Raw genomic sequence first — 21637 nt, 5'->3', positions numbered from 1 at the left:
CCATCAACGTACGGTAGGCAGGCCATGTCGCAGCAGCATGGTCAGCTTGTGCGGAAGGATATTGAATACGGAAAAGAAGCGGATGCTTGCGCTACCGGTCTTGTTCCGCATTGCGGACCTTGTAGCCCTCAGTTCTTTGCGTCGCCGGAATAGGGCCGGCACAATCGGCCCATAGATCAGCTTCCAAAAGGCCCGGTTGCGCAGCACCAGCGACAGCAACAGACCTTCGAGTGACAACAGGACCACATGGAGGGGCAGTATGAACTGCAGTGCGGGCGTCGGGTAGCTCATCACCATGACAAAGGTCTTGTTGCGCTCGGACAAGGCGCGGCGCCTGAAGCTGGTAGACAACCTGCCACCCTGTGCCTTGCCGCCACCAAAGCTTGCGCCCACATGGTGGCGGTAACCGGATACACCCAGCGCACGCACCCGGTAGCCGCACCGCCTGGCTCTGCAGCATAGGTACAGGTCTTCGCCAATGGATCCAAACCAGGGCGGAAAGCCACCTAACTCTGTCCACAGCGATGTGTCGATCCATAGACAGGCGCCGGCCACCATGCCCACGTCGTTCTGCTGCGGGTCGAGATTGGGAACCGGGTTCAAGAAGAGGTCTAGTCGGGCTCCAATGTCGAGCAGTGCGCCAGTGCCGGCATCGTACTGTGGCAAGCCCAGGATGGCGGGTTGTTGCAGGCGTTGCGCCTCCTGCAGCAAGGTGCTGATGGCATCGGGAAATAGCGCCGCATCGTTATTCAACAACAGCAGATATGCACCGGTAGCGGCTGCGGCCATGCGGTTGTTTGCGATGCAAAAGCCTACATTCTCCGTACTTTCCATGACCATGACGCTGGGGTAGGTCGCGCGGATATGGGTCAGGGAACCGTCGCTGGAGTTATCGTCGTGTACGATGATCTCCACCCCAAAATCACCCTGCTGTGCGAGCACCGATTGGATGCAGTCATCGATGACTGCCATGCCGTTGTAGTTGGGGATGCAGACAGAGATCAAGGAACGGGTGTGGACATGATCACGCATCGCGGTTGAAGTGTCAGTTGCCATGGGCGTTCGCGTCTGCCAGACGATCATAAATGGCGGTGAACTCGCGCACCACCCGGCTCCAATCAAAGTGCGCAAGAACAAACTGCCGCCCCGCGCGGCCCATGGCGACGCGATGTTCGGGATCGGACAGTAGCCGAACCGCTTCGTGCGCAAGCGCATGGGAGTCGCCCGCGGCGAAGATGACCCCACTGACACCGTCTTGAATGACTTCCTGCACCGACGAAAAGTTGGATGCAAGAACGGGGCATTCGCATGCCAGTGCTTCCAGGCAAACCACAGGAAGCCCTTCCGCGCCCACCGAAGGGAAGACCAGCAGCGCGGCTCTGCGGTAGTAAGTCACAAGATCTCGGTTGGGTATGGCGCCGTCGAAGCGAATGCTGTCACCCATTCCGAGTGCATTGACCTGGTCCTGCAATCGCTGTCGCTCGGGGCCGGAGCCCACAATGCGCAGCGTGCAGTCGGGAAAGGCACGCAGAATGTCCGGCATGGCGCCCACTAGGGTATCCACCCCTTTTTGCGCATCCAGCCGCCCCACAAACAACAGTTGCCGACTCTCACGCGGCTCCGAAGATTGCGGGATAAACAGTGCACGTGCATCAACACCCATTGGTATGACCGACATCGACTGCACGGCCCCGTCTAGCGCCTGAGCCTTGTGTTGCATCGCCGCACTGACAACCGTCAAGGCATTGGATTGACGGGCAGCAAAGCGCTTGATGCGGGTGAACAGTCCGCCTTGCAAACCGTTGAGGTCTGTCCCATGTGACGTGCAGACCAATGCGGGAAAGCGCGACAGCACGCGTTTTGCCAAGGCCGCCGCAAACCCCTGGGGGAACAGCCAATGGGCATGGACCACATCAAAATGCTGCGACCTCAGCAATCGCAGCATCGCAACCCATTGAAAACCCAGGAAAAATGGCACCAGCAAATAACGCAGGCGGTTGCTGCGCAGCTTGGCCATGATGCCCCCTTGGTAGGCCAGGCTTTCTCCCCAATCCCAGAAATACCGAAAACGCACGACCTGAATACAGCCCAAGGTCTCACGCGTCGCGGCGCCCGGCGCGTGAGGTGCCAATACCCATATGTCAAAGCGCTCGGACAGGCGTTCGCACAGCGCATGCACAAAGGCCGGCTCGGTATCACCCACCCACCTGGGAAAGGTGGAGGTCAGTACCAGCACACGCTTGCGTTGGCCGTTGCCGCTACTTGGGATCACTGTCTTTGTAGATGAGCATCGTGATCTGCTCGGATATGAGCCCGATCAGGAAGATCAACACCGATGTTGTGAACAGCAACACACTCATATTGGAGAAGCGATGCTGGGTGAAATAGGTAAACAGGTAATAGCCAAACGCCGTGGAGAAAAACAGCAGGCTGATTGGGAGAAACAGCTTGAGCGGTGAGTACAGCGTACCGATCTTGAAGATGATCAGCAAGAAGCGCATGCCATCCTTAAGCGGGTTGATATGGCTTTTGCCTGCCGTGCGCTTGGGTGCGTGGATGGGTACATAGGCCACACCATGACCTGCGCGGAAGAAACTCATTGTGATCGTTGTGGGATAGGAGAACCCATTGGGCAACAGGTACAAGAACTGACTGAAGTGCTGGGCCTTGACCGCCCGGAAGCCGGAGGTGAGGTCCTGCACGGTTTGCTGGACCATCCAGGTTGCGAGCTTGCTGAATACGTCGTTGGCCACCGCCCGGTGCGCCCCAGCGTGAGAGCCCGATTGGCGCGCACCGACCACCATGTCATACCCCTCGGCCAATTTTTCCAATAGCCTCGCAATGTCCGATGGCTGGTGTTGGCCATCTGCATCCATGAACACAATGATGCTGCCACTGGCCGCGCGCGCACCGGTTTTGATGGCTGCGCCGTTGCCCTTGGAGTAGGGGTGTGTGACCACGCGAACACCGTGGGTGCGGCACACGGTTTCGGTGTCATCCGTAGACCCGTCATTGACCACGATGATTTCCGTACCTAGGGGTACGCACTGCGACAGTTCGGGCAACAATTTCTGCAGCCCGCCCGCCTCGTTGCGCGCAGGAATAACGACCGAATACGTATCAGCGCGGGCTTGCATGGTTGTCAATCGTTTCAAATATTTTTTTCAGGTGATCGAGGCTCGGCTTGTCGCGCGACGGCACGGCAATGTTCAATAGCCGCGCATATTCCTGCTTTGCTTGGTCTACTTTACCGGATTGCACATACAGCTGAATCAAATTCATGCGCAGCGCAATGGAGGCGGGGTCGCTTGCCACCGCAGCTTGCGCGTATTCGATTGCCAACGGAATGGCGTGCGATACAGCAACGGCATAGTCCATCGCGAGGGCATACAGCATGGAACGCGTTATGTTGTCCAGGCTTGGGTTGGCGATGCCGGCCTGGATCAGCCCCGCCACTTCGTCGTCGGTCATGCACAGTTTGTGATCGGCCAGCATGGGCGACAAACCCTGCAGCAAACCGCGGTCTTCCGGGTTGAAGCGCGTGCTTGCAAAGTGCTTGAGCACGTCCGCCGCAAGGCGCGGGTCCTTGGGCTTGCCAGCGATGCAATCCAGGTACACCAAGCCGATCACGGCCGTTTTGCCACTGCTATCCAGCGCCGCAGCACGCTGCAAATGGGCTCGCACCAAGTCATAGGCTTGCGCGCCCCCTTGACCGGCCTCAAACGTTCTTTCCAGGACGCCGACGGCATATTCGTAATTCGCCCGGGCCGACTGCGGGTGATTGGACACTTCAATCTGGCGGCGACTCAAGTCACTTGACCATTGCGAAGCTCGCAGGTGGCTGACAAAACCGCAATACACACAGAAGCCACACAGTACAGCGAGCCGCGGCATGGTCCATTGCTTATTCGCCTGTGCGCTTGGCAAGAGCACGCTGACAAGCCACAGCAGTGGCCCAACGGAGGCTATGTAGTTGCGGTGTTCAAACGCAATCTCCAGGGGCAACAGCGTCGATTCCAAGGCGTGCGAGACCAAAAACCAGAACACGGCAAACGCGAACAGTGGTTGACGCTTACGCAAGCAATAGGCCCAGGCGATGACCCCCATCCAGCCCACAATGGCCAACAGCGTTGCGGGCGGGGCCAAGATGCTGCGCGAAACGGCGATGTCGTCGTGGTACAGACCAAAAGACTTTGCCACCGGCAATAGCAACTGTTGCCCATAGAACCACAACACGCGCGCCTCGGTCATCAAACGCTCTTGCAGGTTGAAATCCCGCAAACGGTAACCGGACGTCACGATCTCCCAGTATGTCCAACACAGTATGCCCAACAGTGCCCCTGCTAACAACGTCAACGGCCATCGGATGGTGAGTGGGATGCGGCCTAGGCTGCGCAGTAACAACCACTCACACAGAAAGAGATACAGTGGAAACAGGATGCCCGTCTCTTTGGAGAAGACCGCGGCCGGCAGACAGGCCAGGAGGCTCAGTGCAATGGCACCCCATCCACGCCAGGACTGCATCGTGCGTCCGTAAAGATAGAGCAATATGCCTGCAAGCATGAAAAGGGCTGACAGACTGGTCATGCGCTGCACGACGAGCAATATGGGCAGCGCATTCATGGGATGCACGGCCCAGAGAACCGAGGCACAGGCAGCCATGCACCACGCCTGCGGGGTACTGAGGCCGGGTTTTGCAAGTGCCAACACTTGCCGCGCCAGCATCAGAACGATCAGGGCATTGGCGTAATGGATGCCCAGATTGAATAGTTTGAACGAAAAGGGAGACTCACCAAAAAAGTAGTAGTTCAGTGCGAAGCTGAGCATGCTCAGCCCACGCCCCATGGGACCAGCTACGCCACTGCTAGCAGCGGCTTTCCAGGCCGCCCAAGAATCGTCCGCCACACGCAAAGCACGGTTGCCGACGATATTGCCAAAGTCATCAAATGCAAAGGCTCCCGAGAGCCCAACCCAATAGATCGCAAGCAATACGGCGCCCAAGGCCGGGACAAAACACAGCGGGAGGAGGCGAGTGGACTTCAAGAACGGAATATGTTGTGTCAAAAAAAAAGCCCCGCCGCAGCGGAGCTTTTTACCTGTAGCCGAAGATTAACGGCAGTTAGCAGGCTTGTACTTAGCATTGATGGAGCCGCTGCAAACCCAGCTCACAACACCGTCGGTACCAGCATTGCCCATCAAAGTGATGGTGCTACCAGAAATCTTGGCTTCGCCCTTGGCCGTAGCAACCAGAGTAGCGGTGTTTGTTGCGGCAGTGGAGTAGTCAATCTGGGAAACATAGGGAGAGGATTGCGCGCCAATACCAGCGGATGTTGCGTTGGCAGGCATGTGACCCAGGGTCTGGAAGGCCTCAGCAACCGAAGTCTTGCCGCCAGATGCAGCCAAAACCACTTCACTGGTCTTTGCACGAACCGTGTAATCTTGGTATGCAGGCAACGCCACAGCGGCCAAGATACCAATGATGGCCACGACGATCATCAGTTCGATGAGGGTAAAACCCTTTTGGATAGAACGCTTCATAGTAAAACTCCTTGTTGAATAGAAAGTGAAGGCGAAGCGATTAGAGCACTTTTCATGCCACTTTGGTAGCCCTACTAGCGCGCCCGCAATGGTGGCAATTTGAGAGAAAAAGAACAAATTTTGTACTCTGCCGGCCAAGAAAGGACTTTTTTGTCAGGATGATTCATCCCATTTTTGCCTTTACCATGCCGTAGAAGGCATCTTCCAAGTTGCGAGCAAACCGCTTTCCATCGAACAGAGCGGACGCCAGCGCCTTGGCGCGCAGATCAGAACGCAAGCTTGCCAACGTGCTCAAATCCTTCGCCTTTTCCACAGCCATCTGCACGTAGTCCTGCTCGCTCCTCGCGACCCAATCATCGAGTTCGACGCAGTGCAACATGCTTTCACCTTGGCGTGCCAACAAGGTGTTACCCGCCAAGGTCACGGTTGGCACCCCCATCCACAGAGCCTCCGCTGTTGTGGTGCCGCCCGGATAGGGAAATGTGTCAAGGATCAAATCCACCTCGGAATAGGACCGCAGGTACTCTTCGCGCGGGACTCTACCAATCAAATCCACACGGTCAACATCGATGTTGGCGATCGCCAGGCGGCGTTTGACATCAACGACTGTGGCTTCATGGTTGAGGGGGACTCCATGCAATCTGAACCGCGCCGATGGCATTCTCTCCAGGATTTGTGCCCAGAGCGCCAGCGTTGCGTCAGTGATCTTGTTGAGTGCTTGGTACGACGCAAAGGTCGTATAGCCTTTGCGCAACGCCGGCACGCTCCCGGCCGTGACAGGCTGCAGCGTAACCGGGGGGCTGAAGCACAGACGCGTTTCGGGCAGAAACCAGAGAGCTTCTGAATAAAACTGCGCCTCGTCCTCGTGGACAGATGTTTTATCTACCAAGATGTAGTCCATCTCCGCAACACCTGTGCTGGCCCAGTAACCCAGCCATGCCACCTGAACCGGGGCCGGGCGCCAAGCAAATACAGGTAGACGTGTCTGCCCGGTATGCCCGGAAAGATCCACCAGCACATCAATCCCGTCGGAATGGATTTCCTCCGCCAATTCCTTATCCGTCATGAACGAAACACTCCTCCATTCGGAGAACAATTTCTTGAGGTGTTCGGTGAGCGCGTCTTCCGTCACCCGGCTGGAATAAGCAACACTTGTAATCTTGCCAGGATCAAGCGCCGACAACACGTTGACCAGGAACATGCCCACGGGGTGCGAATGCAAATCAGCCGAGACAAACCCCACGCGCAAGGGGCGCCCTGCTCTAGGAATCTGCGTACTTAGCCAGCTTGTAAAAGGCTTTGCCCGCGCGCTGGCTTGTTTGCCATAGTTTCTGGCTTCTTTCAAATAATCGGCCGGGTCGTAACCAGGCAAATAGCTGAGATCAAACAGCAAGTTCTGGTGCACATATAAATACTGGGGATTGATTTCCAGAGCCTTTCGGTAGCACTCCACGGCCTTGTCGCGCTCGCCCAGCATTTGATAAGCAGTCGCCATATTCGCATAGGCCTGGGCATTGTCCGGCTCGAATGACAGGATTGCCTTGCAATTCTTGAGCGCAGAGAAATGGTCCCCCAGCCTGATCTGCGCAGTACTTAAGTTGAACAAAATGACTGCTTCATTGGGCTTCAGTTGCTTGGCCAACGAAAAGCTGGCTGCAGCCGCAGCATAGTCACCCGTTTCCAAATGCAGGTTGCCACTGAAATAGTGGAAATTGACGGTGTCGGCACCAAAAGCCGGTCCCTGGCTCATCACAAGCTGCGCTTCTTTGGGTTGGCTGCTTTGCGCCAGGGCAATACACAGATCACGCCGGCAGAGATCAAAATCAGGCTTGATCGCCAAGGCCTTGCGGTAACTCACAATCGCCTGCAACCACTCATTGCGATCCCTGCACAAGTTCGCAAGCATATAGTGCGCGTCAAAATCATCGGGATCGAGTTCGACCGCCCGCTTGAGCATTTCTTCTGCATCGACCCATCGCCGCTGTTCCAGCAGAACATAGCCAAGATTGGAGTAGCAGACAGCGTTCGTTGGGTCCGCCGCAACACCATTGCGATAGCATTGCTCGGCTTCGACGAAATTTTCATCGCCTAGAAATGCATTGCCCCGCCTCTTCCACTCATCTGCAGTCACTTGGACCACAGCTTGCGGAACAACATTCACAGCGTGCTCTTGGTGGACCGATAAGTCACCTTTGCGGCTCTCAAACTTTGCGGCCAACCATTTCAGCATAGAACTCTTGCCCTTGATTCAAGAAGAATTAATTTTATAAGCGAACATCCACAACCATGCGCAGCTAGTATGTCCGCTTTGCTAAACAGATCATTCGTAATTGCCTTTGCCTCGCTCATCGCGTTCGGCTTATTCGCCGTCGGCGCGTCCTATCCCCTGGATGTCCGCGTACGGGGCGACGCCTACGGCTATTTGAAAATAGCGGAGGGATTTGGCAGCCTTGCCTCTGCACTTTCCTATGCAGGCGACCGAACCGTCGGACTTCCTTTTTTGGAATATGCCGTCCACGCCGTGCTTTCGGTGTTCTACCCCACGGTCTACCTACTTTCTTGGATCAACACGGTCGGCGTGGCAATGCTGATCATCCATTTGGTTGCCTCTTGGTTGTTTGCAGCATGGGCACAAACAGCGAACTTTGTCCTTTCCAAGGGGGCCCGCTATTGGGTCTTCGTGTATTTGGCGACCTGCCCCGTTCTGGTTGGCCATGTAACCAGTCCACTTTCCGACACTCTATCCGTTGATCTTGTTCTGCTTGGTTTGGTGGCGTTGACCGCCAGCCTTGGCGCTCAACGTATCTCCAAGTGCCTGCTGTTTTCGGGGCTTGCAGCTGTATGCCTAGGATTTTCAATCCTGGTGCGTCCCGCCTCCTTGATAGGCCTAACGGCGGCATTGCTGGTTTGCTGGGGAATTGTATGCAGAGGGTCTCATCTCCATAGGATTGCTCTCGGCACCCTATCGGTGGGCTGCCTGATCATGCTGGCGCCACAAGGAATTCATTGCACCGAAAAATACGGCAGTATCTGCTTGCAGTCACCCAAGACCTTCGATGCACATGCAAGCATGCAAGCTGGGTTGCGAGGAGCCCGCCTGATGTGGTCGCAAAAAAACGAGTTTCCCGGGACGTTGCCCATGGTTGCAGATTCGACCATGTTCAATAACTATTTCCTCCAGTGCCACATCGACTCCACCATCGGCTTAAGCGACTCTTCCTTGACGGGATGCCTTGCGACCCGGCCATTGACCTTGCCTGCTTTTGTTGCAAAGAAGTGGGTAGGTCTTTTTGACTATTTTCGCTTTACGCCCTACCTGGAAAACTGGACATCGCCCTGGCTGCGGAACATAAGCCGCGGCTATGGCGCATTGGCTTGGTTGGGATTTTCACTGTGCTTGCTCGCACTGCTGGAACTCCGAAAGGAGAGTGTCAGATCAGCCCTGCGAGCACGATTAGTCAACCACTCCGGTGCAGTCTTCCTTGCAACCTATTCGGTGGTAATGCTGGCACAGCACACTGCACTGCATACGGAAGAGCGGTACGGCTTTCCGCTCATACCAATCTGCATTGCTGTTCTGTTCGGATATGGCGAACACGCAATTGCATGCGCGCGATCTGGTCGCTGGCGTCGTCTCGCAATATTGCTGTTAGTTTGTGTGGTGGCCTTGGCACTATTTATCTCACAGATTATTGCTTGGGATCGTTCGTCTTTTGCAGCGAATGCGTGATTTTCGATAGCGCCGAGACTGTGCGCTTGGGTAACCCATTCAATACCGCCCGAGCAAGATAGCCCTTTGGTCCATCAACAGCACATTCCAATGCGCAAGGCTGGGCAGCTTGCGGATTGAATCGAAATCACCCAAGGTCAGCAACATATATCGGACATCGTACTTCGCTACAAAGTCCTTCAGCAGGCTATCGTCCTCCAGCAACCGCTCGGTATAAAGAATGTAGTCTGCGCCATACGAGTCAATACGTGAGTCCAATGACGGACGCAATCTGGGATAGGCTCTGTATACCAGCTCTGCACCATAGTCATAGCTGGTCAAAACATTGCCGCGCAAAGCCGCGTTATCCAATGCCTGGCGCATGGGTTTGGTGAAGCTTTGATTGAGGCCGGATTGATGTGGGTATGAGCCGAAGGCGTTGCCATATACCGAAGCCAATACCAATACTAGGCCACCCAAAGCAACGTTGACTCCGTAGAGCTTGGTCTGTGCTTCTCGACTTTGCATGCTGGGAGAAAGCAATGGCGGAAGTACGTAAGCTGCCACTATCCCAAGGTATACGAAGAAACGCGCGGACCTCAGCGCCATTGCTATGAAGAACAGCAAGAGAAGCGCATCGACCATGCTCAATCGTCGCCACCGCGCAATGCACACGGCACTAGTTGCAATAGCGCATCCCAAACCAATCCAGAAACCTCGCCACGTCCAGGCAATAGGGTTGAATGAAGATATCCATTCCAATACGTAGCCATTCGCGAACTCGGATCCTGTGAAGCTGACGACGAACACCAATTGGTCCCAACCGAACGGATTGATTACCGTACAAACCAAAGTCCCGAGCGCCAAGCCTGCGAACTTAGTGGCTGCGCTCTGAGGTGCTGGATGTAGTCGCGTGGAAGCAAGAGAGGCATCCAACCACGTGCCAGCAAAGAATATCGCCGCCACAATTGGTGACAAGATAAATGAGCCATGTGTGTTCGACCACAGTACCACCACCGCAGCCGCCCCTACCCAATAACGTATCAGCGAATTTCGACGAATACTTTCAAGTAGATGCAGGTAGACGACGAACAAAATCAGCGACATCAATTCGGGGCGCAGAAAATGTCGGAAATTTTCAACTCCCACGGCTAGAAACCCCAAAAGCAGTGCTAGGGGTAGGCATTGATTGCCGCGTCTATACGCGAGCCAAGCCACCATGGCAAAAAGTACCAGCCCCAGCGCGCCGAGAACCAGCGGCAGGCTACCCTCTCCCCCCCATTGAACGATGCCGTGAAAGAAGATCGAGGGGACCCATTCGTGCGCATTGAATTTGGCATCCTGAATCTCCGTAAAAGGAAAAAGCAGAGTCCTGGGGATTTCTTGGCTGTTGACAATGAGTTCACCAACTTTGGCTTGAAGCCAAAAATCGTTGGCCACCTGGGGGGCTACGCTGATAAAGCTGACGGCAGTCAAAATCGTCACCCATGCAGCAAGTCGCCACATCGTCAAAGGCGACGCGTAACTTTTTGCAGTCAAGACACTCTCCAATTTGGTATTTGCGGGCGGAACCACAGTTCCAGCGTGTCCGAGCAGAGCTGCACTTGACACAATCGAGCGCCCATTATTGGCGGATTCGGCCTATAAAATCGATTTATCCTTTGAATCAGGTACTTGGTTTCTATGCTGAAGTGGTTGAGTGCAAAATTTCAAAAGCGCAGGCCCGAACCAGACTTCATACGCCCCACGCCGACCGTCGACCACAGGGGTTCGGAGCAATGGCGAAAAGAGGGCAACGCCTTTCTGAACGACAACAATTGGTCTGATGCCGAGCGGTGCTACCGCAATGGTATTCATGCGGACCCTGAGGACGCAGTCTGCTATTCCAACCTAGGATATGTCTTGCTGCAAAGCGGGCGGGCACAAGAGGCGGAGCGCATGCTGGACAATGCCATTCAGCGCAACCCCACAGATTTTGACGCCTACTACCTGCTCGGCAATTTGGCGCGGGACCGCGGGGATAGCTTACGCGCAATTGCATGCTTCCGAACCGCTCTGCGCAGTAACCCGGACTTTGACTTCTGTCGTCGTGATCTTTGCGTGTTGCTGGCACAGATAGGCCAACCGCATGAGGCCCGCCTGATCATGGACCAGGGCCCTGCCTTTGACACCGACTCAGCGGACTACTACCTCTTCAAGGGGAACATGCACCTTGCCACGGCGGAGTATGCAACGGCGGTCGAGTGTTTCAAAAAAGCTGTGGAACGCAGCCCGCACGACGCCACCATTCTGATCAACCTGGGCGCGGCCCAAATCGGGCAGCGCGACGTCGTAACGGCTATTCAGACCTATCGCGAAGCGTTGGCCCTGGAGCCCAATCATGTGCAAGCCCATGCCAATATGGCCGCAGCATTCCAGTTGAATGGACAGCTTGATTTGGCTGTTCAAAGCTATCGGCAGGCATTGCAGATCAATCCACAGTACCTGTACGCGCAACAAAATCTTCTCTATGTCTTGTCCCATCTGCCGGGTTGCTCCACGCAAGAGTATCTGGCCGAGGCTAAGAACTATGGAGACAAGGTGAGCGCTGTTGCTACCCCCTTTACGCAGTGGTTGTGTACACCCAATGCCTCTAGCGAGAGACCGTTGCGAGTTGGCTTTGTGTCGGGAGACTTGCGTCAGCATCCTGTTGGGTATTTCTTGGAAAGTATCCTGTCAAGCATCGACCCCGGCAAAATCACCTGCATTGCCTATTCCAATGCAGTGAACGAAGATGCACTTTCCGGGCGACTCAAAGCCATCTTCTCCGAATGGAATGTCGTAGCCTCGGTGCCCGATTCGGAGTTGGCCGCTCAAATCCATTCGGACAAGATTGACGTGCTGGTGGACTTGGCCGGTCATACGGCGCATAACAGACTGTCCGTCTTTGCATGGCGCCCTGCACCGGTGCAAATTGCGTGGTTAGGTTATTGGGCCAGCACCGGCGTCACAGAAATGGACTACATCCTGGTCGACAAAGTGTCCGTTCGCCAAGAAGAGAAAGCGCAGTATTCGGAGCAATTGTGGTATCTGCCAGAAACCCGATTGTGTCTGAGCCCGCCCGTTGACGGAGCCAACCTGGTGAATACTGCGCTGCCTGCACTGCAGAAAGGGTATGTGACATTTGCTTCGTTCCAGACCCTGAGCAAAATCAGCGAAGCCACGTTAGCCGTGTGGTCCCAAGTTCTTGCCCGCTTGCCGACCGCGCGCTTGCGCCTTCAGAGTATTCCGCTAAGTCATTCACAAAGTATTTTGGACATGCATAGACGTCTGGTGCAGGCGCGCATCGATCCGCAGCGCGTGGACTTGATCGGAGGCACGTCCCGCGATGCCTATCTGGCTGCTTATAGCGACGTTGATGTGGTGCTCGATACATTCCCCTTCCCAGGAGGCACAACCACCGCTGAAGCTTTGTGGATGGGTGTGCCGACAATCACATTGACCGGCAATTCGCTTTTGGCCCGCCAAGGCGAGAGTATGCTGCGTTGCGCAGGATTACCGGACTGGGTCGCCGTCAGTGCGCAAGAGTATGTTGATCTGGCCGTGGAAAAAGTAAATGACTTGCACTGCCTCGCAAAATTGAGAGAAAACCTGCGCGCGACACTCAAGACATCCCCGCTCTATGACGCAGCGAGATTTGCAAAGAGCCTTGAAATAGCGCTTGAAGACATCACCAAGGCACAAACTCAGAGATGAACGGGGCTACATCCGATTTGGAGATGATTTGCGCTTGGGCTCAAGGTAAACCATCGTATTCGATGAATTGGTCGCTATGACAGAATAACTGTCCTCCAGCATTTTCAGGGTCAGCGGCAGTTCAGGTGCGGTGTATTTTCCCAACCCAAAATACAGGCATTGCACTTCGCCTTCTTTGACTTGGGCAATCAAGCGATCTTGGTCGGTCTTTAACACCGTCTCCACCAAACCCGGCCCCTTAAAGGGTGACACCAAGCCCGACTCAGCATAGTAAATGCCTTGTCGCTTGGACAAAATCAAGCAAGCTTTTCTATTGGTTGACCATTCTTTGATGAACGCTAGTTCGTTCATCACCGGCGGTGATTGAACTACACCGGGAGTGCCGACCGAGTTGATGACTCCATACATTATGTATTCCATATGCTGAATAAAGCCGTAGCAGCATACAGACACAACACCCACGAAAATCATTGGCAATAATATCTGAATCCTTGGCAAGAGCTTCGCGCGAATGGCCCGTATGAATTCATCGGTCAGGAGTAAGCCAACTACTATTGCCGGCCAGCACACTGAAATCAAATTCAAGACATGTGATCTGCCTTGGTAATAAACAAACAACCCAAGACCCAGTACACTGGCATAAAAGACCATATCCATTCGTCTGTTACCTGAAGCATACGCCCAAGAACGAGTGGCAACAAGCAGGCCTATGAGATATACGCCTAAAATTGACATCCAGGGGTGCATGTCCCGAGGCAGAGGCAGCATAAACAAGCCAAGGTCGAAAAATATCTTTTGATATCCAAAGAGCCATGGAAAATGCAGCGTAAAACCGGACTTGAATGCCAACAAGCCGAACAAAATTATCGAAACAAGCAGAGTGACGCCGACATGTGTCAGAACTATAAACATCAGCCTGTGTGAGGACCAAAATTCATTCATGCGCTCACATTTATTCTGGTTAAGCACTGACAGCAATAGTTTGGCGAGCAGAAATGCTCCAAAGGCGAGCACTACGAATAAGCCCGTATCCATATTCCAAAACATGCTTACCGCGCCCAAAGCAGAAACCAACGTGCCACGGAACAACGTAGGGCATTGAATGAATCTGAGGAAAGCGAAAACCGATAGCATGGGCCAAAAACTTCGTATCGGCCAATATTGAAAATAGGGATCTCGGACACCCGAGAACAGAGAGTGCGTGCCAAACGTTGTTCCGATCAATGCAATACCCCCTATCGCTAGCAAAATGGGGCTTTTGACGAACTTGCTTATAACAAAGAACAGGGCAGCCAGTGATATCAATTGCATCACCGCAAAGAATCCTGTCACCGTAATCACGGACGTCGATGAAAAGCGGAAAAAAGGTGCCAGCATCTCTGCCCACAACCCGTACTGAGATGGCAGGTCTGCCAGAACGGTCTTGCCACCAACGACTTGGCTGAGCACAAAAAAAATAGGATCGGCATGATTCCACCATTTCGCCGCCAGGGTGACGCCGTTGATTCCCAGAAATCGCCACGCACTGAGTTGAAGAATGGCTGTGGTGAGGAATAGTATCCACACAAATGTACTGGCACTGACCCTGTGGTGCCGTGATTTGAATTTAGTGCCTGAGATTTGTAAAAGGCAGAAAAGTACCGAAAACACAAGGCACTGGAGCAGGATAGTGACATGTGGATATCCCGCACTACCTTCGTCACCCACTATTCGAGCCAAAAAGTCGGAGACAAGGAACGGAGCAAGAAAGAGAAGGGCAATCACCAAGGGTAAAACCACTCTTAGCTTGATCTTTTGCTCCGCCTTCTGACGCGCAGCGGTATGCCTACATAGGAACCAACTGATAGCCAGAGCACCAAAGATGCTGAGCAACGCGATGCAGTCCAACGACGCTATCGATTGCCATCCACCTCGAATTCTCTCAACAACACCCCGATCAGGATATGACACCAATAGGAAGGTATAAATAGCTGCGGCAGTAGCAGCAGTAACAACAGCAAATACATTCAACTGGTCGAGTATTTTTGTCAAAACACCGGCCCATCGAGGTTGAATAGATGCAAGCGTGAAAAAAATGGCTCCCACCGGTATGGTGATAGCCAACACAATAAAGACAAATCTCTCTGCTGGCTCTGGGGAGATGTACCGCCGAGCCGATTCGATCAAGAGATCAGATGCCGCGCTTGGGGGCCGTGGTAAAAATTGATATGCCCAGGATAGGATGTACGCCATTCCTACCCCCAAGGCAAACAAACCAAGTAGAAGTACTTGGCTGGCAGCCGCGTCTTCGCCACGGCGCCGTATCGCATGCGAATTGCTAGATAACATACGCGTTGAATAGCACCCTTCTATTCAAGGCAATTCTGTTACTCCGCATCTCTTTCTCATATCCGATGACCCTGCAAGTGGGTCTAAAAATTCACACGCTCGGCTTCAACAACCAGTGGCATCTTACGAACCTGCGTATGGATTGAGGCTACGTATTCGCCCAGCACACCTATGAAGAAAGTCTGAATGGCACCAAAGAAAAATATGCCAATCAGCATGGGGGCGGCGCCCAATTGAAACGAATCCCAGTACAGTAGTTTGGCAACAAAAAAAGCAAATGCGACCAGTAAACTCAAAAATGAAAGTAAAAAACCACTCATGGCCATGAGGCGAAGGGGCACTTTCGAATGGTTTGTGATGCCAAGCATCGCAATATCGTACAAGGTATAAAAATTGTTTTTTGTTATCCCTCGTTGTCTCCTGGGCTGCTTGAATGCTACTGTCGCAATCGGAAAACCAATCTCGCATAACAGTCCACGGAAGTAAGGATACGGATCCTGAATATCTCGAAGGATATTGATAACTGCACGATCAAACAGCCCCGCACCAGTAGCATTGGGCACTAGCGGGACCTCGGATATTCGGGTGATGAAGCGGTAATAAGTATTGCGTACGAAAAACATCAGAGAAGATTCCTCGCTCTCTGGTTTGACTGCCAATACCGTCTTATAACCAGCCTCCCACTTTTTGATGAACTCTTCTATCATCTCTGGTGGATCTTGGAGATCTGATGCGATCAGGATGCAAGCATCGCCACTGGATTGAAGAAGTCCGTAATGGGGTGACCGGATGTGCCCGAAATTTCGGGCATTCACGATCAGCTTCACTCGCTTATCCGAAGTGGCAATATTTTTGACCATTGCTACCGTATTGTCGGTCGATGCATTGTCAATATAGATGTGCTCGTATTCGTAGGGCAATGTGGCCATAACCGCCGTGATACGCCGGTGCAATTCATCAACGTTCTCCTCTTCGTTGTAGCACGGGGTCACAATGCTTATTTTTTTTTGCATACGGCTATTCGCTTTCTCGGTACACCCAATAATTCATCGCAATCCAGCTGATAGCAACACCAACGGGAATGCAAAATACTTGTCCCATATAGGGACCAATTGCAAAATATTGCATAAGCTGCGTAAGTAACACGGCATTTACACAATAAATCAAAACATAGGCAGAGACAAACCGACCAAAAACCAGCCAGCTGCCGTCCTTCTTGAACACCAAACTTCCAAAACTGAAGTAATTGAAAACTATACCGGCGACGGTCGATAGGAGTAACGCCAACAAGTAAGGCACTCTTACATAGAGCAGCGCCGCATAGGAAAAATACCCAAAAGCCGTATTCAAAATACCGGCACCGATAAACCTAATCAGCTTGGCATAAGGCAACTGAAATAGGGTAGACATTGTCTATTACTGTACATATTTTCTGGGGGTGGCATCGAGGCTTGTGACAGCCTCAGTCACTATGCCGTCGAAAGCATCCTCCAAATGTCTTGCGAATCGGGCTCCATCAAATAGAGGGGACGCCAAAGCCTTCGCGCGCAAGCCGGATCGCAAATTTGCCAAGCTCGGCAAATCCAACACCCGTTCTAGCGCAATCTGAACATACTCCCGCTCACTGCTGGCTATCCAGTTCTCAAGGCCGACACTGCGCAACATACTTTCACCCTGTCGGGAAACCAGTGTGTTCCCGGCAAGCGTAAGGGTTGGAACACCCATCCACAAGGCCTCGGCCGTGGTTGTCCCCCCTGGAAATGGAAATGTGTCCAGCACGATATCCACCTCACCATATGCGGCCAAATATGCGTCACGGGAACTGACTCCAAATAAGTCCACACGGCCGACATCAATCTGGGCCAACGCCAAGCGTGCTCGCATTGCGGTGACGCTCTGAGGATAAGAAAGTGCGCGGCTTTGTACTCTCAGACGCGCCATTGGCACAGACGCAAGGACTTGTGCCCAAACGGCAATCGTCTCGTCCGTCAACTTACTCAGGGTCTGAAACGAAGCAAAAGTGATGTACCCCTTGCGCAAGGCGGGCAGGTCATTGACTGCAATCGGGTTTACGGTAACCGGAGGGCTGAAGCAAAGTCGTGTATCTGGCAACGGCCAAATCTTTTCAGAATAGAACTCTGCTTCCTCGGGATGAACTGAAATACGATCCGCCAGCAAGTAATCCATCTCTTGCAAGCCAGTACTGGCCCAATAGCCTAACCACGAGAGTTGAACGGGGGCAGGGCGCCAAGCGAACACTGCTAAACGGCTTTGACCAGTGTGTCCAGACAAGTCCACCAGAACATCTATCGCATCGCTATGAATCTTGCGGACCAACTCTTCGTCAGGCATCCAGGCTACCTGGGTCCACTCATCAAACATGGGTTTGAGGTGCGCTGTGAATGCATCTTCCGCTGCGCAATTGGAATACGCAATGCAAGCGATCCTGTCCCGGTCCAAAAATGGCAAGACATTGTCCAGAAACATGCCCACTGGGTGGTACATCAAATCAGCAGACACAAAACCCACACGCAGGGGGCGTGCACCGGAGGAGTACGGATTGCACAGCCACGATGAATGGGGTTGAGCCCTCGCCCTGGCTTTGGCTGCATATCGCTTCGCTTCAAGCAGGTACTCCTCTCTGGAATAGCCGGGCACGCAGGTCAGCGCCAACAACAGATTTTGGTGCATCTGCAGATTTTCCGGCTGAAGACTCAAGCCCGCGCGATAGCTTTCGATAGCCAGACCGTGCCGCCCCGTGAACTGGTGTGCAATCGCCATATGGCCGCGCACTGGGGCATTATTGGGGTCAAGATCCAAGATCTTGCGCCCAGTTTCCAAAACCGAAAAATAGTCACTCAGCTTGAGTTGGGCAGCGCACAAGTTCAGAAGTATCAGTGGATCCTGGGTACTTAACTCAGCGGCTCTCTGGAAGCACAGCACCGCGTCTTCGAATTGATCCGCAACAAAATGCAGGTTGCCTTTGAAGAAATGGTGGGCGGCTGTACTCTCGTCAAAGGCTGGCCCTTCTGCCATCACCTTATGGGCCTCTTGAATCTGGCCACTTTGCGCGAGGGCAACACACAAGTCGCGGCGGCAAAAGTCAAATTCCGGATTGACTTTCAACGCAGCACGGTAGCAGGCGATGGCACGCAGCCATTCACCCCGGTCGCGTGCCAAGTTTCCCAACAAATAGTACGCATCAAAATCAGAGGCATTGAGTTCAACCGCCTTGCCAAGCATCTCGGTGGCATCTTCCGGGCGCCCCATTTGCACCAGCACATAGCCCAAGTTGGAATAGCAGCTCGAGTCCCGGGGATCCGCTTGAATGCCTTGGCGATAGCATTGCTCAGCCTCAGGCAGGCTGTTCTCGTCCAGAAATGCGTTGCCTTTCTTGCGCCATTGCGCAGCTTCCCCGGTGTCATCGCTATCCACACGTTTGCGCAACGAGTTCTCCAGCCTGGCCTGCAAACGGGCGCGACGGCTTTCAAACTGTGTGGCCAGCCACCTCAACATGGAAAACTTGGTTCAAACACTAGTAGGCCCGAAACTAAAGTTTGACCCGAACTACAAACCATTGCGTCAATTTATCAATGTAGTCGTCCGCATATCCGGCATCTTTCAATGTCCATTTGAATGCATTGGCCATCTGCGCAATCTTGTAGAGGTTTAGCTTGTTCTGCTGCTTGTGCGCGGCTATTTGGACACTCATTTTTTCAATGGTGTGCTTGGATTTGCTTGTGAACTGCTTCTCTGTCAAGCTCGCATCCGGCGGCATGCGTTCAATATATGCACGCGCCATTTCCACACCGAATGCTTTGGCGGCTTTTGCGTCAAGAAAGGAAAACAAGTCAAATCCTTCAGTCAACAGGAGAGAGTCTGTGCGGATATCAAACACGCACCACCGCACACCGTGGTCGAGATTATGCAGCGGATTAATCCACTGCCCCACCGGTCCAATCACGTAGCATGTCAGCCTATGAAACAGTCCCTCTTCAAATGCTGGTTGGTTTTGACGGGTTTGCAAGTGCTTGCAACGCTGCTGGTATTTTCAGAATTCCTGTCCGGCAAGTTCTACTTTGCATACCTTGATATCGGTAGTGATAGCTACACCCAAGTAACGGCCTATGCAATGTACCTGGCCCGCACAATCGCCCGCGAGGGTTTTCCCGGTTGGTCGTTCCACATCGGGCTGGGTGGTCCGACCACCGTCATGCTGGGAGATGCGGCGACGCTGCTGAGTCAATCCGTAGGGTTGGAAAACATACTGCCGACCCGCATATTTTTCTACCTGCTGAAAATCTTGCTAGGTGGCAGTTTTTTCCTTTTGTTCATTCGCGGCTTTCTCCAGCGTTGGGAAAGCGCCGTCATCAGCGCGTTTGCGTACTCGTTTTGCGGCTTCGTGGTGATCAATGGGCAGTGGGACGTAGAAGCGACCGCATTTGTTTTTTATCCTCTGGTGTTGTGGGCCATCTTCCGCCATCTGCGCAGTGGAGGCTGGCTGGTCCTACCCCTGGTTATCGCCACCACACTGGTCTTTGGCGTCTTCTTTGTGTCATTGGGCGTATTCCTGGCGTTCGCTTGTGCCGCCAGTGTGGTATGCAGCGATGCGCCTGGCAAGACTCTGAAGTCTTGGATGGTCACGGTATTGCCGTTAACCGCCTTGGGCTATCTGTTGGCGGCCCCCTACTTACTGCCGGTCATCCTGCAACTGATGGACAGTTCGCGCGTGGGTGGAGGCCAGTCGCTGATCCAAAGTATCCTAAGCAAGAGCCTTGGCATCAATGACTGGTCCTTGATCATCGCCCAGGTTGGTGGCGTTTTTCATAAAGACATTTTCGGCATCGGTAGCAACTACCGGGGCCATTTCAATTACTTGGAAGGTCCCGGTTTTTTCATCGGTATCACCCTGTTCTTGTTGATGCCCCAGTTATGGACGGGCTCCCATGCCGACCGAAGAGCACTGGTATTCGCCACGATCGCCTTTCTCGCTTACATGCTCTTTCCGGTGTTCCGCTTTGCTGCCATGGGTTTTGCAGCCCCCTACTTCCGCATATCCACCCTCTGGGTCTCCATCATGGGTCTGATATTGGCGGCCAAAGCGCTGGATCTGGTTCTGATTCAAGGCGTCAGGATTCGCGCATTGGCATCGGGGCTGGGTATTTTTGGCGTGTTGCTGGCGCTGACGGTATGGGGTGCCTCGGGCGAGATTGTCTGGAGACCTCACGTAGAAAAGGTCGCGACACTTGCGGTCCTATCAACCGCTGTACTGATGCTGGCCTACCGCAAAATACTCACCCTCGAACGGCTTCCATTGGTCCTGGCACTGGCCGTAATCGTAGAGGTGGTGACCATTGCACGCCCATCCTATGTGCAGGGCCGGCTTGCAGTCGAGCCAACCATGCAAGCCTATGACGACAAAACGCCGGCAGCACTTGCCACCATCAGAAAATTGGATGACGGTGTCTTTCGCATTGAGAAGGACTACGACTCTGTATCCTTGGCCGATGCCATGGCACAGGACTACATGGGAATCAAATCCTATTCTCTGCACAGCCGGGGGATTGTGGATTTTCACATCGGTGCGAGCCTTATTCCGCCAACCTCCGAGGTGGTCAATTACTCCAACTGGCTGCCAAATGCGGGGCCACGTTACATGCTGAATTCTTTGCTCGGCGTGAAGTATTTCATCGCCACCAAAGAGGTTGACTGGCCAGGTTTTGTCCAAGTCGGCAACGATACCAACGGCTTGCACATTTACCGCAATGAGATGGCCCTCCCCTTGGGTATTGTTCAACCCCGGCAGGTGAGCAAGGATGCTTTGAGGAAAGTTGCCGCCGACCATCCAGCCAGCACCAACATCCTGACCGACATCGCATTGATCAACGCGGTTGTGGTCGATCACACCATCCCTGGTTATGGGGGTATTTTGGATATGGAGCCCTTGGGCCAATCCAAGTCCCTTTCACTCGCAGACTACTATCGCGCACCTGTCGCTGCGCTGCAGAAGACTGGGCTTGTCATACGCCGCTTCTCCAACACCACGATCTCTGGCGACATTGCGCCCGCTGAGGCCGGCGTATTGGTCTTCTCCATACCGTTCAATGAAGGTTGGACATTGACGGTGGATGGCCAGGCAATCCCCTTGTTCCGTGCCAACTTCGGTATGCTGGCTGCAACGGTTTCCGGTGGACACCACGCCGTTGAGTTGGTCTTTTCAACTCCAGGTCGGCGAACGGGGTGGTTCGTCGGTGCTCTGGGATTGGGTATTCTGGTGTGTGCCGAACTGTTGCGCAGACGTATGCGGCGCGCGGGATCATGGTGACC

General features: G+C 53.6%; 15 protein-coding genes. 3 read left to right on the top strand and 12 right to left on the bottom strand.

All coding sequences use genetic code 11. The features are described from left to right. Window positions 1–3: 3 nt before the first annotated feature. The 6 genes from AC07OO_RS24530 to AC07OO_RS24505 form a co-directional block, all read right to left on the bottom strand. Window positions 4–1032 carry a glycosyltransferase family 2 protein gene (locus tag AC07OO_RS24530; RefSeq protein WP_495084790.1) on the bottom strand — a complete coding sequence of 343 codons (1029 nt, stop codon included), beginning with the start codon at window positions 1030–1032 and terminating at the stop codon, window positions 4–6. A gap of 13 nt (window positions 1033–1045) precedes the next feature. After that, a complete protein-coding gene (locus AC07OO_RS24525; RefSeq protein ID WP_495084870.1) occupies window positions 1046–2179 on the bottom strand; it encodes a glycosyltransferase in 1134 nt (377 codons plus the stop codon). A 79-nt stretch (window positions 2180–2258) separates the two neighbouring features. Next, window positions 2259–3137: a glycosyltransferase family 2 protein gene (locus AC07OO_RS24520; RefSeq protein ID WP_495084789.1), complete on the bottom strand. Its 879-nt coding sequence runs from the start codon at window positions 3135–3137 to the stop codon at window positions 2259–2261. After that, window positions 3121–5043, bottom strand: a complete 1923-nt coding sequence (locus AC07OO_RS24515; protein ID WP_495084788.1) for a tetratricopeptide repeat protein — start codon at window positions 5041–5043, stop codon at window positions 3121–3123. Before AC07OO_RS24515 ends, AC07OO_RS24520 begins: the two co-directional genes overlap by 17 nt. 66 nt (window positions 5044–5109) lie before the next feature. Beyond that, the gene (locus AC07OO_RS24510) at window positions 5110–5538 is read right to left on the bottom strand and encodes a pilin (RefSeq protein WP_495084787.1); all 429 of its coding nucleotides are present in this window, start codon (window positions 5536–5538) and stop codon (window positions 5110–5112) included. 163 nt (window positions 5539–5701) lie between these two features. Then, window positions 5702–7768, bottom strand: a complete 2067-nt coding sequence (locus AC07OO_RS24505; protein ID WP_495084786.1) for a tetratricopeptide repeat protein — start codon at window positions 7766–7768, stop codon at window positions 5702–5704. 69 nt (window positions 7769–7837) lie between these two features. On the opposite strand from AC07OO_RS24505, the gene AC07OO_RS24500 reads away from it, so the two are divergent. Then, window positions 7838–9268 carry a hypothetical protein gene (locus tag AC07OO_RS24500; RefSeq protein ID WP_495084785.1) on the top strand — a complete coding sequence of 477 codons (1431 nt, stop codon included), beginning with the start codon at window positions 7838–7840 and terminating at the stop codon, window positions 9266–9268. Window positions 9269–9307: 39 nt separating this feature from the next. Here the strand turns inward: AC07OO_RS24500 and AC07OO_RS24495 are convergent, their stop codons facing one another. Next, window positions 9308–10786 (bottom strand): hypothetical protein, encoded by a 1479-nt coding sequence (locus AC07OO_RS24495; protein WP_495084784.1) that lies wholly within the window; start codon window positions 10784–10786, stop codon window positions 9308–9310. A gap of 144 nt (window positions 10787–10930) precedes the next feature. Here AC07OO_RS24495 and AC07OO_RS24490 point away from each other — a divergent pair, with 144 nt between their 5' ends. Further along, on the top strand, window positions 10931–12982 hold the full coding sequence (locus AC07OO_RS24490; protein ID WP_495084783.1) for an O-linked N-acetylglucosamine transferase, SPINDLY family protein: 2052 nt from the start codon (window positions 10931–10933) through the stop codon (window positions 12980–12982). A gap of 6 nt (window positions 12983–12988) precedes the next feature. On the opposite strand, the gene AC07OO_RS24485 is transcribed toward AC07OO_RS24490, so the two are convergent. From AC07OO_RS24485 to AC07OO_RS24465, 5 genes are all read right to left on the bottom strand, one after another. Beyond that, entirely contained in the window at window positions 12989–15310 is a 2322-nt protein-coding gene (locus tag AC07OO_RS24485) for a hypothetical protein (protein WP_495084782.1), read from the bottom strand. 83 nt (window positions 15311–15393) lie between these two features. After that, the gene (locus AC07OO_RS24480) at window positions 15394–16323 is read right to left on the bottom strand and encodes a glycosyltransferase family 2 protein (RefSeq protein ID WP_495084781.1); all 930 of its coding nucleotides are present in this window, start codon (window positions 16321–16323) and stop codon (window positions 15394–15396) included. A gap of 4 nt (window positions 16324–16327) precedes the next feature. Further along, a complete protein-coding gene (locus AC07OO_RS24475) occupies window positions 16328–16720 on the bottom strand; it encodes a GtrA family protein (RefSeq protein WP_495084780.1) in 393 nt (130 codons plus the stop codon). A 6-nt stretch (window positions 16721–16726) separates the two neighbouring features. Continuing rightward, the gene (locus AC07OO_RS24470) at window positions 16727–18826 is read right to left on the bottom strand and encodes an O-linked N-acetylglucosamine transferase, SPINDLY family protein (protein ID WP_495084779.1); all 2100 of its coding nucleotides are present in this window, start codon (window positions 18824–18826) and stop codon (window positions 16727–16729) included. Between the two features lie 34 nt (window positions 18827–18860). Beyond that, the gene (locus AC07OO_RS24465; protein ID WP_495084778.1) at window positions 18861–19274 is read right to left on the bottom strand and encodes a hypothetical protein; all 414 of its coding nucleotides are present in this window, start codon (window positions 19272–19274) and stop codon (window positions 18861–18863) included. 15 nt (window positions 19275–19289) lie between these two features. Between AC07OO_RS24465 and AC07OO_RS24460 the strand changes: the two genes are divergently transcribed. Beyond that, window positions 19290–21635, top strand: coding sequence for a YfhO family protein (locus AC07OO_RS24460; protein ID WP_495084777.1), 2346 nt, complete (start codon window positions 19290–19292; stop codon window positions 21633–21635). Window positions 21636–21637: the final 2 nt, after the last annotated feature.

The sequence above is a fragment of the Rhodoferax sp. GW821-FHT07G04 genome (assembly GCF_059418585.1).
This window is presented reverse-complemented; position numbering and strand designations above follow the sequence as displayed.